The sequence below is a fragment of the Pseudomonas shirazica genome (assembly GCF_015168335.1).
Classification (GTDB): domain Bacteria; phylum Pseudomonadota; class Gammaproteobacteria; order Pseudomonadales; family Pseudomonadaceae; genus Aquipseudomonas; species Aquipseudomonas asiatica.
In genome coordinates, this window is the sequence record NZ_CP063456.1 from 396,963 (window position 1) to 411,848 (window position 14,886).

The window sequence follows — 14,886 nt, forward strand, 5'->3', positions numbered from 1 at the left end:
ATGAAGATGTTGAAAACCACCCTGGCAGTCCTGACCGCTGCCGCCGCGCTGGGCGCCGTGAGCAACGCCCAGGCCGGCGCCACCCTCGATGCGGTAAAGAAGAAGGGCTTCGTCCAGTGTGGCGTGAGCGACGGTCTTCCAGGCTTCTCGGTACCTGATGCGCAGGGCAAGATCGTTGGTATCGACGCCGACGTGTGCCGCGCCGTAGCCGCCGCTGTATTCGGCGATGCGACCAAGGTCAAGTTCAGCCAGCTCAACGCCAAGGAACGCTTCACCGCACTGCAGTCGGGCGAAGTCGACGTACTGTCGCGCAACACCACCTGGACCAGCTCGCGTGATGCCGGCATGGGCCTGGTGTTCGCCGGTGTTACCTACTATGACGGCGTCGGCTTCCTGGTCAACAAGAAACTCGGTGTTTCCAGCGCCAAGGAGCTTGATGGCGCGACCATCTGCATCCAGGCCGGTACCACCACCGAGCTGAATGTGTCGGACTTCTTCCGCGCCAATGGACTGAAGTACACGCCGATCACTTTCGATACCTCCGACGAAAGCGCCAAGTCGCTGGAGTCCGGCCGTTGCGACGTGCTGACCTCGGACAAGTCGCAGCTGTTCGCCCAACGCTCCAAGCTGGCCGCGCCGACCGAATACGTGGTACTGCCGGAAACCATCTCCAAGGAGCCGCTGGGCCCGGTGGTGCGCAAAGGCGATGAAGAGTGGTTCAGCATCGTCAAGTGGACCCTGTTCGCCATGCTCAACGCCGAAGAGGCAGGCATCACCTCGAAGAACGTCGAGGCCGAGGCCAAAGGCACCAAGAACCCGGACGTTGCTCGCCTGCTGGGGGCGGACGGCGAGTATGGCAAGGACCTCAAGCTGCCCAAGGACTGGGTAGTGCAGATCGTCAAGCAAGTCGGCAACTATGGCGAAGTGTTCGAGAAGAACCTGGGCCAGGGCACCGACCTGAAGATCGACCGTGGCATGAACGCCCTGTGGAACAACGGCGGCATCCAGTACGCGCCACCTGTGCGCTGATGGCTGCACCCTGCGGCGGCATCCCGCCGCCGCAGGCTGTTCGGAACCCTACTTTCCGGGGCACTTCATGCAAAATCGAATCGGCGCACAAAAGGGTTTATCCCTGAGCGATCCACGTGTGCGCGCGTGGCTGTTCCAGATTCTCACGATAGTCTTCGTGGTCGGTCTGGGCTGGTATCTGTTCCACAACACGCAAACCAACCTGCAACACCGGGGTATCACCTCGGGCTTCGACTTTCTCGACCGCAGTGCCGGCTTCGGCATCGCCCAGCACCTGATCCCCTACGTGGAATCAGACAGCTATGCGCGGGTGTTCATCATCGGCCTGCTCAACACCTTGCTGGTGACGTTCATCGGCGTGGTGCTGGCGACCATCCTTGGCTTCATCATCGGTGTGGCGCGGTTGTCGCCGAACTGGATGATCAACAAGCTGGCGACCGTGTATGTGGAAACCTTCCGCAACATCCCGCCGTTGTTGCAGATCCTGTTCTGGTACTTCGCCGTGTTCCTGACCCTGCCGGGACCGCGGGGCAGCATCAATATCGACGACACCTTCTTCATCAGCAACCGTGGCCTGAACATGCCCGGCGCGTCCATGGCCGAAGGCTTCTGGCCGTTCGTCGTGGCCCTGGTCCTGGCGCTGCTGGCCATCGTGGTGATGGTGCGTTATGCCAACAAGCGCTTCGACGAGACGGGTGAGCCATTCCACAAGTTCTGGGTGGGGCTGGCGCTGTTCATCGCCATCCCAGGCGTTTGCGCACTGCTGTTCGGCAGCCCGGTGCACTGGGAAGTGCCGCAATTGAAAGGATTCAACTTCGTCGGTGGCTGGGTACTGATCCCCGAGCTGCTGGCGCTGACCCTGGCGTTGACCATCTACACCGCTGCGTTCATCGCCGAGATCGTGCGCTCCGGTATCCGTTCGGTCAGCCATGGCCAGACCGAGGCCGCGCGTTCGCTGGGCCTGCGCGAGGGGCCGACCCTGCGCAAGGTGATCATCCCCCAGGCACTGCGGGTGATCATTCCGCCGCTGACCAGCCAGTACCTGAACCTGGCGAAGAACTCGTCGCTGGCGGCCGGTATCGGCTACCCGGAGATGGTCTCGCTGTTCGCCGGTACCGTGCTCAACCAGACCGGCCAGGCCATCGAGGTGATCGCCATCACCATGAGTGTCTATCTCGCCATCAGCATCAGTATTTCGCTGCTGATGAACTGGTACAACAAGCGCATTGCGCTGATCGAGCGGTGAGGATACGCCCGTGAATGCCCATGTTTTCAAACCCGACATGCCGCCACCGGTGAAAACCGTCGGCGTGCTCGCATGGATGCGTGCCAATCTGTTCTCCAGCTGGCTCAATACGCTGCTGACCCTGTTTGCCATCTACCTGGTTTGGCTGATCGTGCCGCCGCTGCTGCAGTGGGCGTTGCTTGATGCCAACTGGGTCGGCACCACCCGCGCCGACTGCACCAAGGAGGGCGCCTGCTGGGTGTTCGTGCAGCAGCGTTTCGGCCAGTTCATGTACGGCTACTACCCGGCCGAGTTGCGCTGGCGCGTGGACCTGACCGTGTGGCTTGCCGTGCTTGGCGCCGCCCCGCTGTTCATCAAACGCTTCCCACGCAAGGCCTTCTACGGCCTTGGCTTCCTGGTGGTGTACCCGCTGCTGGCCTACACCCTGCTGCACGGGGGCATGCTGGGCCTGGAAAGCGTACCTACCAGCCAGTGGGGCGGGCTGATGCTGACCCTGGTGATTGCCACCGTGGGCATTGTCGGCGCATTGCCGCTGGGAATCCTGCTGGCCCTGGGGCGGCGCTCGAAAATGCCTGCGGTGAAGGTGGTGTGCGTGACCTTCATCGAGTTCTGGCGCGGCGTGCCGCTGATCACCGTGCTGTTCATGTCATCGGTGATGCTGCCGTTGTTCCTGCCTGAGGGTATGAGCTTCGACAAGCTGCTGCGGGCGATGATCGGCGTGATCCTGTTCCAGTCGGCGTATATCGCCGAGGTGGTGCGTGGCGGCCTCCAGGCCATCCCCAAGGGCCAGTACGAAGCTGCCGCGGCCATGGGCCTTGGCTACTGGCGGGCGATGGGCCTGGTGATTCTGCCGCAGGCGCTCAAGCTGGTAATTCCCGGCATCGTCAACACCTTCATTGCCCTGTTCAAGGACACCAGCCTGGTGATCATCATCGGCCTGTTCGACCTGCTGAACAGCGTCAAGCAAGCTGCTGCCGACCCGGCCTGGCTGGGTATGGCTACCGAGGGCTACGTGTTCGCCGCCCTGGTGTTCTGGATTTTCTGTTTCGGTATGTCCCGCTACTCCATGCATCTGGAGCGCAAGCTGGACACTGGCCACAAGCGTTAGGAGTTTCGAAATGAGTGAAGCGATCAAGCAGCCTGCCGGCCCCGAAGGCATCATCCAGATGCAGGGCGTGAACAAGTGGTACGGCCAGTTCCATGTGCTCAAGGACATCAACCTGAACGTGCGCCAGGGCGAGCGCATCGTGCTGTGCGGGCCGTCCGGCTCTGGCAAGTCCACCACCATCCGTTGTCTCAACCGCCTTGAAGAGCACCAGCAGGGGCGCATCGTGGTCGATGGTGTGGAGCTGACCAACGACCTCAAGCAGATCGAGGCCATCCGCCGCGAAGTGGGCATGGTGTTCCAGCACTTCAACCTGTTCCCGCACCTGAGCATCCTGGAGAACTGCACCCTGGCGCCGATGTGGGTGCGCAAGATGCCGCGGCGCAAGGCCGAGGAAATCGCCATGCACTACCTGGAGCGGGTGCGTATTCCGGAGCAGGCGCACAAGTACCCGGGGCAGTTGTCCGGTGGTCAGCAGCAGCGTGTGGCGATTGCCCGCGCGTTGTGCATGAAACCGAAGATTATGCTGTTCGACGAACCGACCTCGGCGCTGGACCCGGAAATGGTCAAGGAAGTGCTCGATACCATGGTGGGCCTGGCCGAGGACGGCATGACCATGCTCTGCGTGACCCACGAGATGGGCTTTGCCCGGACCGTGGCGAACCGGGTGATCTTCATGGACAAGGGCGAGATCGTCGAGCAGGCGGCGCCGGATGACTTCTTCGACCGGCCACGCAGTGACCGGACCAAGTTGTTCCTGAGCCAGATCCTGCATTGATGTAGCCGGGGCCGCTTTGCGGCCCATTCGCAGCACAAGGCTGCTCCTACAAGGGAAATGCGATCTCCTGTAGGAGCAGCCTCGTGCTGCGAAGCAGCCCCCCAGAGACCAGATCGCAGCCTTACTTCTCTTCCTTGGCGACTGCCGGCGCCGGTGGTGGCCGCAGGCCCACCTCGGCGATCAGCTTCAACTGCTGCCCATTGCGCATCACCTCGATGGTGATCTTCTCGTTGGGCTTGATCCGCGCCACCTGGTTCATCGACTTGCGCCCGTCACCGGCCGGCTCGCCGTTGATGCTCAGGATCACGTCACCCAGCTGCAGCCCGGCCTTTGCCGCCGGCCCTTCGCGGAAGATGCCCGCCACCACGATGCCCGGGCGGTCCTTCATGCCGAACGATTCGGCCAGTTCCTGGCTCAGTGGCTGTACTTCGATGCCCAGCCAGCCACGGATCACCTGGCCGTGCTCGATGATCGACTTCATCACCTCCAGTGCCAGTTTCACCGGGATGGCGAAGCCGATACCTTGCGAACCGCCGGACTTGGAGAAGATCGCCGTGTTGATGCCGATCAGGTTGCCGTTGGCATCCACAAGCGCACCGCCGGAGTTACCCGGGTTGATCGCCGCGTCGGTCTGGATGAAATCTTCGTAGTTGTTCAGGCCCAGCTGGTTGCGGCCAGTGGCGCTGATGATGCCCATGGTCACGGTCTGGCCGACCCCGAACGGGTTACCGATGGCCAGCGACACGTCACCGATGTGAATGTTGTCGGAGCGGCCGATGGTGATTGCCGGCAGGCTCTTCAGGTCTATCTTCAGCACCGCCAGGTCGGTTTCCGGGTCGCTGCCGATGACCCGGGCCAATGTCTCGCGGCCATCCTTCAGGGCCACGACGATCTGGTCGGCGCCGCTGGTGACATGGTTGTTGGTCAGCAGGTAGCCTTCGGGGCTCATGATCACCGCCGAGCCCAGGCTCGACTCCCAGCGGCGCTGCTTGGGCAGGTTGTCGCCGAAGAAACGGCGGAACTGCGGGTCTTCGAACAGCGGGTGGGCGCTCTTGTTCACCACCTTGGTGGTGTACAGGTTGACCACCGCCGGGGCGGCCAGGGTCACGGCGTCGGCGTAGGATACCGGGCCCTGCATGATCCGCGTGGTCTGCGGTGCCTGCTGCAGGTTGACGTCCTGGCTGGGCAGGCCGACCCACTCCGGGAAGCGCTGGATGATCAGCATGGCGATCAGTACGCCGGTAAGCAGGGGCCAGCCAAAATAACGCAAAGCCTTGAACATGAATGAATCCTGGAAATAGCCGGGGACGATGACCGTGCGGTGGGCATGAGCGCGCGCGATCATACACCGGTTCCCCCAGTGCCGGCGACGGCCCATAATGGCCGGCATTATACGGGCGTTGCATGGGCGTTGTGCCCGAGAAAAACGCAGATTTCGAGGAGATTTTCATGGCCGTCGCTCTGAACACCCTGGTCGAGGAAGCCGAGCGTTACCTGGGCAGCGCGAAGATCCAGGATTATTGCCCCAACGGCCTGCAGGTCGAAGGCCGGCCGCAGGTCAGCCGCATCGTCAGCGGCGTTACCGCCAGCCAGGCGTTGCTGGATGCGGCAGTCGAAGCCGAGGCCGACCTGGTGCTGGTGCACCATGGCTACTTCTGGAAGGGAGAGAACCCTTGCGTCACCGGCATCCGGCAGCGCCGGCTGAAAACCCTGTTGAACAACGACATCAGTCTGCTGGCGTTCCACCTGCCGCTGGACGTGCACCCGGACGTGGGCAACAACGTGCAACTGGCGCGGCAACTGGACATCACCGTCGAAGGGCCGCTGGACCCGGAGAACCCCAAGGTGGTCGGCCTGGTCGGCTCGCTGGCCGAGCCGATGACTGCGCTCGACTTCGCCCGGCGAGTGCGGGAGGTTCTGGGGCGTGAGCCTTTGCTGGTAGAGGGTGAGCAGATGATCCGGCGGGTCGGCTGGTGCACCGGAGGCGGGCAGGGCTACATCGACACGGCGATCGCGGCCGGGGTGGACCTGTACCTGACCGGCGAGGCGTCGGAGCAGACCTACCATAGTGCCCGCGAGAATGGCGTCAGCTTCATTGCCGCCGGGCACCATGCCACCGAGCGGTATGGGGTGCAGGCGCTGGGTGATTACCTGGCGCGGCGCTTTGCCGTGGAGCACCTGTTCATCGATTGCCCAAACCCGATCTGACATCGGCGTCGCCTTCTTCGCGGATACAGTGTTGATGGCGCGGTCCCTGTAGGAGCAGCCTTGTGCTGCGAAGAGGCCAGTGAGGCAAAAGAGCTTTTTGGGCAGTAACGGCCTCTTCGCAGCACAAGGCTGCTCCTACAGATCCTGTGCATGTCCAGAGACCAATACCGGGCCTGCCAGCCCAAACCCCCAGTCATATCGTTAGACTTTTTCGATCTAGCCAGCCTCCTAAATAGAAGCAGCCGCTGTGATAAAGTGGCTCGCTCGAACACGGCCCGCAGGCCGTCCATAAGATCGTTTTTCGTGAGTAGCCATGGTCGACAAACTGACGCACTTGAAACAGCTGGAGGCGGAGAGCATCCACATCATCCGCGAGGTGGCCGCCGAGTTCGACAACCCGGTGATGCTGTACTCGATCGGCAAGGACTCCGCCGTGATGCTGCACCTGGCGCGCAAGGCCTTTTTCCCAGGCAAGTTGCCGTTCCCGGTGATGCACGTCGACACCCAGTGGAAATTCCAGGAGATGTACAGCTTCCGCGACAAGATGGTCGAGGAAATGGGCCTGGAGCTGATCACCCACGTCAACCCCGAGGGTGTGGCGCAGGGCATCAACCCGTTCACCCATGGCAGCTCCAAGCACACCGACATCATGAAGACCCAGGGCCTGAAGCAGGCGCTGGACAAGCATGGTTTCGATGCCGCCTTCGGTGGTGCGCGCCGCGACGAAGAGAAGTCGCGGGCCAAGGAGCGCGTGTACTCGTTCCGTGACAGCAAGCACCGCTGGGACCCGAAGAACCAGCGCCCGGAACTGTGGAACGTGTACAACGGCAAGGTCAACAAGGGCGAGTCGATCCGCGTCTTCCCGCTGTCGAACTGGACCGAGCTGGACATCTGGCAGTACATCTACCTCGAAGGCATCCCGATCGTGCCGCTGTACTTCGCCGCCGAGCGTGAAGTCATCGAGAAGAACGGCACCCTGATCATGATCGACGACGAGCGCATCCTCGAACATCTTACCGATGAAGAGAAAGCGCGCATCGTCAAGAAAAAGGTGCGTTTCCGTACCCTTGGCTGCTACCCGTTGACGGGTGCTGTCGAGTCGGAAGCCGAGACGCTCACCGACATCATTCAGGAAATGCTCCTGACGCGCACTTCAGAGCGCCAGGGCCGAGTCATCGACCACGATGGCGCCGGTTCCATGGAAGACAAGAAACGTCAGGGCTACTTCTAATTTTCAGGGTTACTCCATGTCGCACCAATCCGATTTGATCAGCGAAGACATCCTCGCTTATCTGGCTCAGCACGAGCGCAAAGAACTGCTGCGTTTTCTCACCTGCGGCAACGTGGATGACGGCAAGAGCACCCTGATCGGGCGCTTGCTGCATGACTCGAAGATGATCTACGAGGACCACCTCGAGGCCATCACTCGCGATTCGAAAAAGGTCGGCACCACCGGCGAGGAAGTCGACCTGGCGCTGCTGGTCGACGGTCTGCAGGCCGAGCGCGAGCAGGGCATCACCATCGATGTCGCCTACCGCTATTTCTCCACCGCCAAGCGCAAGTTCATCATTGCCGACACCCCGGGCCACGAGCAGTACACCCGCAACATGGCTACCGGCGCGTCCACCTGCGACCTGGCGATCATCCTGGTCGATGCCCGCTACGGCGTGCAGACCCAGACTCGCCGCCACAGCTACATTGCCTCGTTGCTGGGCATCAAGCACATCGTCGTCGCGGTCAACAAGATGGACCTCAAGGGCTTCGATCAGGGCGTTTTCGAATCGATCAAGGCCGACTACCTGAAGTTCGCCGAAGCCATCAACCTGGTGCCGAGCAGCCTGCACTTCGTGCCGATGTCGGCGCTCAAGGGCGACAACGTGGTCAACCACAGCGAGCGTTCGCCGTGGTATACCGGCCCGACGTTGATGGAAATCCTCGAAACCGTCGAAGTGTCGGCCGACCGCAACTTCACCGACCTGCGCTTCCCGGTGCAGTACGTCAACCGTCCCAACCTGAACTTCCGCGGTTTCGCCGGCACCATCGCCAGCGGCGTGGTGCACAAGGGTGACGAAATCGTCGTGCTGCCGTCGGGCAAGAGCAGCCGCGTCAAGTCCATCGTCACCTACGAAGGCGAGCTGGAAAACGCAGGCCCCGGCCAGGCCGTGACCCTGACCATGGAAGACGAGATCGACATCTCCCGTGGCGATCTGCTGGTGCATGCCGACAACGTCCCGCCGGTCACCGACCAGTTCGACGCCATGCTGGTGTGGATGGCCGAGGAGCCGATGCTCCCGGGCAAGAAATACGACATCAAGCGCGCCACCAGCTACGTGCCGGGCTCGATTGCCAGCATCACCCACAAGGTCGATGTGAACACCCTGGAGCAGGGCGCTGCCAGCGCGCTGCAGCTGAACGAGATCGGCCGCGTCAAGGTGTCCCTGGACGCCTCGATTGCCCTGGACGGTTACGAAAGCAACCGCACCACCGGTGCGTTCATCGTCATCGACCGGCTGACCAACGGCACGGTCGGCGCCGGCATGATCATCGCCCCGCCAGTCCTGCCGCACGGTAGCACCGGCCATCATGGCAAGCTGTGCCATGTGGCCACCGAAGAGCGCGCCCTGCGCTTCGGCCAGCAGCCTGCCACCGTGCTGTTCAGTGGCCTGTCCGGCGCTGGCAAGAGCACCCTGGCCTACGCCGTGGAGCGCAAGCTGTTCGACATGGGCCGTGCAGTGTACGTGCTCGACGGCCAGAACCTGCGCCATGACCTGAACAAGGGCTTGCCGCAGGACCGTGCCGGCCGCACCGAGAACTGGCGCCGCGCCGCCCATGTGGCGCGCCAGTTCAACGAAGCCGGTCTGCTGACTCTGGCCGCGTTCGTGGCCCCGGATGCAGAAGGCCGGGAACAGGCCAAGGCATTGATCGGCAAGGAGCGCCTGGTGACCGTTTACGTCCAGGCCTCGCCGCTGGCCTGCCGTGAGCGTGACCCGCAAGGCTTGTACGCTGCTGGTGGCGACAACATCCCGGGCGAAAGCTTCCCGTACGATGTGCCGCTGGATGCCGACCTTGTGATCGATACCCAGGCCACGAGCGTGGATGAGGGCGTGAAGCAGGTGCTGGACGTGCTGCGTCAGCGTGGCGCGATCTAAGCGCCCCTGCAAGAAAAAACCCGCCTCGGCGGGTTTTTTTATCCTGCTATTTATAGCCGCCAAAGCCAGCGGCCTTGAGATACTGGTCGGTAAATAGGCGACCGTTGCGGCCATTGCCCAAAACGCGCTTGGCGCAGCCTTCCTGTGGATGTTTGGAAATTTTTACTGAGTTGCGCTTTGGTGGTACACCCCGCGTGAGCGGGGTGTCGAATTCATTCTGGTTTGAATCCTGGCTTGCCGTTGGCTGCACGCCACTCTTTTATTATGCGTAGAATTTCTTCAGGCGTGTCAAGGCCGTCTGCTTCAGGCCAATAAATTAGGTCTGACCCGTTGGGGTGTTCGCTCAGAGTCTTGAATGCCATGATTTGTGCATCAAGTTCTTGATCGCTTATGTTGTCTGGTGGGTTGATTATTGATTTGATGAAATTCAAGAAGTCAAGTTCTGTATATTCGGAGATCGTGGCTTTTTGAGTCATTCGGAGGCCCCATAGTGAATGGCATGATGCGCCGCTGGTGTAACTACTCTTAAGTTGTCTACGTCGTATACAGCCCCGCTCTCGGAAATTGGAATCACGTGGTGGAGTATGAAGGTTGCGTGACCTTTGTGGTGATCTTTGTCACGCGCTCTGGGCGCGCGCCCTTTGGCGATGAGACTCTTGTTTGCATCATTGAATTGGCTAGAAAGCTCTGGGGTATCGGATAACGCCTTCCAGAATGCGGTTCTGAACTCATCGAAGTCTCGAAACTCTCTTCCCCTCAGCGCATTTGCAATTTGTGTCGGGATTTTTGCTCCGGCCCCTCTGGTTATGTCCCCAAGCCAGATGCCATCGATCTCCGCCCCTGAGCCCATGACAATACCTGGCTCATATCGCGGACTCTTGAACACCACCAGAATAGGCGGTAATCCCGAGTCCATGGGGAAGGTAATGATCAGTCGTTCCTGATCCAGCAGATCAAGCGCGGGGTAGCCTTCCTGTTCGTTATTCACAGGGTTCAGGCTGCTACCGGCATAGACGATGGTGCCTGGGGGTAGTTGCGGAAGGCTGGTGGAACTTCCTTGCTCACCACCCGGAGCACTGGCAGGTGTCCACGTCAGAACCCGCTGAGGATTGTCCAGCGCCAGGCTGTACACCTGCCGTTCCGTGTCGAACGTTGCTGCACGAACCGCTACCGGTTTGCCGCCTGGCACCACATACAGGTCCAGGGTGTCTTCGCTTTCGGCCCCTGCCATGAGATACGGTAAGTCGATACTGGTGGATGTTGCGGCCAACGCGGCAATGTCTGGCCCGTCAGGTGGTACCAGGCTGGATAGTGGGGTGCTGATGAGGTAGTGGCGTTCGCTGTTGCCCAGTGTCGATGGCCAGGCCATTGCGAGGGTGCCAACGGAAAGCGAGCGAAGAGAAACAGCAACCAGACGACTGATCGCCGAAGTTATTGCTTTGCTCAACGCTGTGTACGATGTTTCGGCAATTGCAAAGGTTGCAGCGCCGATGGGGATTACGGCTGGCGCTGATCCTGCAAGCTGCGCCTGGTGGTTATAGCGCACGCGCTGGCGTATAGCCTCCTGCCATTGTTGCTCGGCTTCCGCCGCCGAGCGCTCAGCTTCGGCCTGCTGGCGCGCAGCTTCTTCTTGTGCGGCGAGTTGCCCTTGCAGGCTCTCTACCTCAACGGCGCGCTGCACCAGGTTTTGCGTGGCACTTGTGTAGACACCCAGAAACCGGATCGATTCGGTCAGAGCAAGCGCCTGGTGATACTCCTTCCAGCGTGGACCGGCACGCCGTAACCGCTGCTCATCCACGAGGTGCAGAAGCCCTTCGAGTTGCGGCTTTGACAGAGGGCCATTGATTTGAGGGTTTTGGTCCGGGTATGACGGGATTTGCGATTGTTTGCCCTGGATCAGGGCAACAGCAGTGGCTAGATAAGCACTGAGTGCCTGAACGAGCGAGAGTGCGTCGTCAATGACTGTCTGCCCCAACTCGTGCTGAATAACACTGGGCAAGCAGTTGAAATGAATTTGCCGCTCTGCATGGATTTGCGCTGTTCTTCGGGCAATGGCCTGCGACAAGTCCATCGGCTGATGACTCAGCTCATCCTGATCCACTTGTGTTGCCAGGCTTTCCAGGTCATCTGCCAGTGCCTGAATCTTGAGTGCTTCAAGATGCAGGCGATAGGCGCCATCCCATGAACTGTGCAGTTTGGCGCCCCATTCTGCCCCCAGTTCTTCACCCGTTGTTGCGGCGAAAAAGCCCGGGTCGAGAAATCGGCTCATCATTGAATCACCGCGTTTATAGAACGCGGGTGCGCCGAAATAACTGTTGGCGTCGGGCAGGATCTGTAGATAAAGATCACGCATCTCATTGATGCGTGTGGTGAGAATGACCTGCTCGGCTGATGCCGCTGTCAGAGGGGCGCCTGCCTGGCTCGCTTCCGCTTTTATTTGGGACTTCAATGCTGCAATTGTGCTTGGCAGCTGGTTCGTCTCTTGACGGTATTTTTCCAAATAATCTTTTTCAATGACATGGTATTCCTCTGCGAACACCTTTCGAGTGGAAATTACGCGTGCAATATCGCTTTTGGTTGGACTGGTCCCGCGAGGATACCCGTCGCTAAGCCCCCAGCCACCTCCCCCCGGCCCACCACCACCGCCAATATAATGCAGCTCAATGCCCGTTGGTGGCTGCGCACTGATGTATAGCGCTTCATCGAGATAATATGCGTTGTCTTTAGCCATGTAGGTTCTCCTGATCGCTACATGGGCTAGCTTTCCGTAAATGTAACTCGCTGTATGTCGGCTGCGGTTCGGTAATCAGTAGGACCGTTCCTGGCGTGCTGAAAGACCTGTCCTAGATATGTTTTTCCGACACCGGTATCACCCGTTTTTCCTTCACCGCTTTGTACGAAAAACTCGAATAGATCTCCTTCACCCCCGGTAACCGCTGCAGCACTTCGCGGGTGAATTCGCCGAACGACTCCAGGTCCCGCGCCAGGATCTCCAGCAGAAAATCATACCTCCCGGAAATGTTGTGGCAGGCAACGATCTCGGGAATCTCCATCAACCGCTGCTCGAACGCCAGCGCCATGTCCTTGGTGTGCGAGTCCATCATGATGCTGACGAACGCGGTCACGCCAAATCCCAGCGACTTGGGCGAGAGGATGGCCTGGTAGCCGGTGATGTAGCCGTTGTCCTCCAGCAACTTGACCCGCCGCCAGCACGGCGAGGTTGTTAGCGCTACCTGGTCGGCAAGTTCGGCAACGGTGAGGCGGGCATTGTCCTGCAGGGCAGCGAGCAGGGCGCGGTCGGTGCGGTCGAGGCGTGAAGGCATGTTTTGCCCTCCTGGTCCGGTAATTATTGTTTTTATTCCAACAAGTACGCGTATGCGTGGGCCATTTTGGAAAAAATCGGGCAGCTCGGTGGCATAAGCTTATAGCAAACCACAAGAGGCTGTTGCCATGCGCGACTCCCATAACAACACCGGTTTTTCCACGCGGGCCATTCACCATGGCTACGATCCGCTTTCCCACAATGGCGCCCTGGTGCCGCCGGTGTACCAGACCGCTACCTATGCCTTCCCCACAGTCGAATACGGTGCTGCTTGCTTCGCCGGGGAGGAGCCGGGGCATTTCTACAGCCGCATTTCCAACCCTACCTTGGCTCTGCTGGAGCAGCGCATGGCCTCGCTGGAGGGCGGCGAGGCGGGGCTGGCATTGGCGTCGGGCATGGGGGCCATCACCTCGACGATCTGGACCCTGTTGCGCCCTGGTGATGAGCTGATCGTCGGGCGCACATTGTACGGCTGCACTTTTGCTTTCCTGCACCATGGCATTGGTGAATTCGGGGTGAAGATCCGCCATGTCGACCTGAACGATGCCAAGGCCCTGAAAGCGGCGATCAACAGCAAGACGCGGATGATCTACTTCGAAACGCCGGCCAACCCCAACATGCAGCTGGTGGATATCGCCGCGGTGGCCCAGGCGGTGCGCGGGCATGATGTGCATGTCGTGGTCGACAACACCTACTGCACGCCCTACCTGCAGCGGCCGCTGGAGCTGGGAGCGGACCTGGTGGTGCATTCGGCGACCAAGTACCTGAGTGGCCACGGCGATATCACTGCCGGTCTGGTGGTGGGGCGCAAGGCGCTGGTCGACCGCATTCGCCTGGAAGGGCTGAAGGACATGACCGGGGCGGTGCTGTCACCCCACGATGCGGCGCTGCTGATGCGCGGTATCAAGACCTTGGCCCTGCGCATGGACCGACATTGCGCCAATGCCCAGCAGGTGGCGGAGTTTCTGGCTCGGCAGCCGCAGGTGGAGCTGATTCACTACCCAGGTTTGCCGTCGTTTGCCCAGTACGAGCTGGCGCAGCGGCAGATGCGTTTGCCGGGCGGGATGATCGCCTTCGAGCTCAAGGGGGGGATCGAGGCCGGGCGCAGGTTCATGAATGCTCTGCAACTGTTTGCGCGGGCGGTGAGCCTGGGCGATGCCGAGTCGCTGGCGCAGCATCCGGCGAGCATGACGCACTCCAGCTATACCGCGAAGGAGCGGGCGCATCACGGGATATCGGAGGGGCTGGTGCGCCTGTCGGTGGGGCTGGAGGACTTGGAGGACCTGCTGGCGGATGTCGAGCAGGCATTGCAGGCCTGCAGCTAGGTTGCCTGGGCTGACCTCTTCGTGGGTAAACCCGCTCCTACAGGTCAGGCGCAGTATTTGAAACCTGCGCCGCCCCTGTGGGAGCGGGTTCACCCGCGAAGAGGCCAGTGAATCCAGCCCATGAAAAAGGCCTCTTGCGAGGCCTTTGTCATTTTCTGCAGATCAGCGCTTCAGCCCGTAGCTCTCGTCAAGCATGCCCGGCGAGTTCGGTGCTTTCGGCGCGTAGTCGCGTGGCACTTCGGCGTCCTTCGGCGGGGTCAAACGGTCGCGTGGGCCTTGCGCTGCCTCGGAGTGCAGGGCTGCCAGCAAGCGTTGGCGAGTGACGTCGTCCAGGGCCAGGCTGTTGGCGCCTTCGGCCAGGTGGTCCTGCACGTCCTGATAGCTTTGGGTCAGTTTCTTGACCAGCACGGCCGTGCTGTTGAAATGAGTAACCACTTCGTTCTGATAGCTGTCGAAGCGCTTCTGGATATCATCCAGTTGACGCTGGGTGCTGCTCGGCGCGGCATTGGGCAGCAGGCGAGCGACGACGAACCCAACCACCACGCCGATGACCAGGGCCAGGGTCGGCAACAACCAAACAAGGAGCGAGAGTTCCACGAGTCCTTCCTCTATAAACGGCTTTGCTTTACGTTAACGGCTCAGACCTGCGCTGTATACCGCGAGCGATCGCAAATCAGAACAGAATTCCTCATCTAGACGAATCGACCCCTCCCGAGGTCACGGA

At 60.7% G+C, this 14,886-nt stretch carries 13 protein-coding genes; 8 read left to right on the forward strand and 5 right to left on the reverse strand.

Annotated elements, in window-relative coordinates:
• The 4 genes from IMX18_RS01825 (at position 1) to IMX18_RS01840 (ending at position 4,158) form a co-directional block, all read left to right on the forward strand.
• Complete coding sequence (locus IMX18_RS01825) at positions 1-1,029, forward strand: amino acid ABC transporter substrate-binding protein (protein WP_015271736.1); 1,029 nt, start codon at positions 1-3, stop codon at positions 1,027-1,029.
• Positions 1,030-1,096: 67 nt separating this feature from the next.
• Positions 1,097-2,275, forward strand: a complete 1,179-nt coding sequence (locus tag IMX18_RS01830) for an amino acid ABC transporter permease (protein ID WP_085721005.1) — start codon at positions 1,097-1,099, stop codon at positions 2,273-2,275.
• A 10-nt stretch (positions 2,276-2,285) separates the two neighbouring features.
• Positions 2,286-3,383, forward strand: a complete 1,098-nt coding sequence (locus tag IMX18_RS01835; protein WP_013974139.1) for an amino acid ABC transporter permease — start codon at positions 2,286-2,288, stop codon at positions 3,381-3,383.
• Positions 3,384-3,393: 10 nt separating this feature from the next.
• Positions 3,394-4,158 (forward strand): amino acid ABC transporter ATP-binding protein, encoded by a 765-nt coding sequence (locus IMX18_RS01840; protein WP_003251792.1) that lies wholly within the window; start codon positions 3,394-3,396, stop codon positions 4,156-4,158.
• Between the two features lie 121 nt (positions 4,159-4,279).
• Here the strand turns inward: IMX18_RS01840 and algW are convergent, their stop codons facing one another.
• The gene (gene algW, locus IMX18_RS01845) at positions 4,280-5,440 is read right to left on the reverse strand and encodes a Do family serine endopeptidase AlgW (protein WP_015271734.1); all 1,161 of its coding nucleotides are present in this window, start codon (positions 5,438-5,440) and stop codon (positions 4,280-4,282) included.
• A 167-nt stretch (positions 5,441-5,607) separates the two neighbouring features.
• On the opposite strand from algW, the gene IMX18_RS01850 reads away from it, so the two are divergent.
• The 3 genes from IMX18_RS01850 to cysN all read left to right on the forward strand — a co-directional run bounded on the left by IMX18_RS01850 (position 5,608) and on the right by cysN (position 9,515).
• The gene (locus IMX18_RS01850; RefSeq protein WP_015271733.1) at positions 5,608-6,366 is read left to right on the forward strand and encodes a Nif3-like dinuclear metal center hexameric protein; all 759 of its coding nucleotides are present in this window, start codon (positions 5,608-5,610) and stop codon (positions 6,364-6,366) included.
• A gap of 313 nt (positions 6,367-6,679) precedes the next feature.
• Positions 6,680-7,597: a sulfate adenylyltransferase subunit CysD gene (cysD, locus tag IMX18_RS01855; protein ID WP_013974136.1), complete on the forward strand. Its 918-nt coding sequence runs from the start codon at positions 6,680-6,682 to the stop codon at positions 7,595-7,597.
• Between the two features lie 16 nt (positions 7,598-7,613).
• Entirely contained in the window at positions 7,614-9,515 is a 1,902-nt protein-coding gene (gene cysN / locus IMX18_RS01860) for a sulfate adenylyltransferase subunit CysN (RefSeq protein ID WP_015271732.1), read from the forward strand.
• A 212-nt stretch (positions 9,516-9,727) separates the two neighbouring features.
• On the opposite strand, the gene IMX18_RS01865 is transcribed toward cysN, so the two are convergent.
• The 3 genes from IMX18_RS01865 to IMX18_RS01875 form a co-directional block, all read right to left on the reverse strand.
• Positions 9,728-9,991, reverse strand: coding sequence for a bacteriocin immunity protein (locus tag IMX18_RS01865; RefSeq protein WP_015271731.1), 264 nt, complete (start codon positions 9,989-9,991; stop codon positions 9,728-9,730).
• Positions 9,988-12,246 carry an S-type pyocin domain-containing protein gene (locus tag IMX18_RS01870; RefSeq protein ID WP_217190091.1) on the reverse strand — a complete coding sequence of 753 codons (2,259 nt, stop codon included), beginning with the start codon at positions 12,244-12,246 and terminating at the stop codon, positions 9,988-9,990. The genes IMX18_RS01865 and IMX18_RS01870 overlap by 4 nt, the downstream gene beginning before the upstream one ends.
• 112 nt (positions 12,247-12,358) lie before the next feature.
• A complete protein-coding gene (locus tag IMX18_RS01875) occupies positions 12,359-12,838 on the reverse strand; it encodes an Lrp/AsnC family transcriptional regulator (RefSeq protein WP_015271729.1) in 480 nt (159 codons plus the stop codon).
• A gap of 127 nt (positions 12,839-12,965) precedes the next feature.
• Between IMX18_RS01875 and IMX18_RS01880 the strand changes: the two genes are divergently transcribed.
• A complete protein-coding gene (locus IMX18_RS01880; RefSeq protein ID WP_015271728.1) occupies positions 12,966-14,162 on the forward strand; it encodes a methionine gamma-lyase in 1,197 nt (398 codons plus the stop codon).
• A 162-nt stretch (positions 14,163-14,324) separates the two neighbouring features.
• Here IMX18_RS01880 and IMX18_RS01885 read toward each other — a convergent pair whose 3' ends face one another.
• The gene (locus tag IMX18_RS01885; protein ID WP_003257164.1) at positions 14,325-14,759 is read right to left on the reverse strand and encodes a Z-ring associated ZapG family protein; all 435 of its coding nucleotides are present in this window, start codon (positions 14,757-14,759) and stop codon (positions 14,325-14,327) included.
• Positions 14,760-14,886 lie beyond the last annotated feature (127 nt).

What these genes read in the sequence shown, in the direction of transcription:
- IMX18_RS01875 (WP_015271729.1), bottom strand. Translation starts at nt 12,838, where the DNA reads ATGCCTTCACGCCTCGACCGCACCGACCGCGCCCTGCTCGCTGCCCTG.
- IMX18_RS01830 (WP_085721005.1), top strand. Translation starts at nt 1,097, where the DNA reads ATGCAAAATCGAATCGGCGCACAAAAGGGTTTATCCCTGAGCGATCCA.
- IMX18_RS01825 (WP_015271736.1), top strand. Translation starts at nt 1, where the DNA reads ATGAAGATGTTGAAAACCACCCTGGCAGTCCTGACCGCTGCCGCCGCG.
- cysD (WP_013974136.1), top strand. Translation starts at nt 6,680, where the DNA reads ATGGTCGACAAACTGACGCACTTGAAACAGCTGGAGGCGGAGAGCATC.
- IMX18_RS01880 (WP_015271728.1), top strand. Translation starts at nt 12,966, where the DNA reads ATGCGCGACTCCCATAACAACACCGGTTTTTCCACGCGGGCCATTCAC.
- IMX18_RS01850 (WP_015271733.1), top strand. Translation starts at nt 5,608, where the DNA reads ATGGCCGTCGCTCTGAACACCCTGGTCGAGGAAGCCGAGCGTTACCTG.
- IMX18_RS01865 (WP_015271731.1), bottom strand. Translation starts at nt 9,991, where the DNA reads ATGACTCAAAAAGCCACGATCTCCGAATATACAGAACTTGACTTCTTG.
- cysN (WP_015271732.1), top strand. Translation starts at nt 7,614, where the DNA reads ATGTCGCACCAATCCGATTTGATCAGCGAAGACATCCTCGCTTATCTG.
- IMX18_RS01840 (WP_003251792.1), top strand. Translation starts at nt 3,394, where the DNA reads ATGAGTGAAGCGATCAAGCAGCCTGCCGGCCCCGAAGGCATCATCCAG.
- algW (WP_015271734.1), bottom strand. Translation starts at nt 5,440, where the DNA reads ATGTTCAAGGCTTTGCGTTATTTTGGCTGGCCCCTGCTTACCGGCGTA.
- IMX18_RS01870 (WP_217190091.1), bottom strand. Translation starts at nt 12,246, where the DNA reads ATGGCTAAAGACAACGCATATTATCTCGATGAAGCGCTATACATCAGT.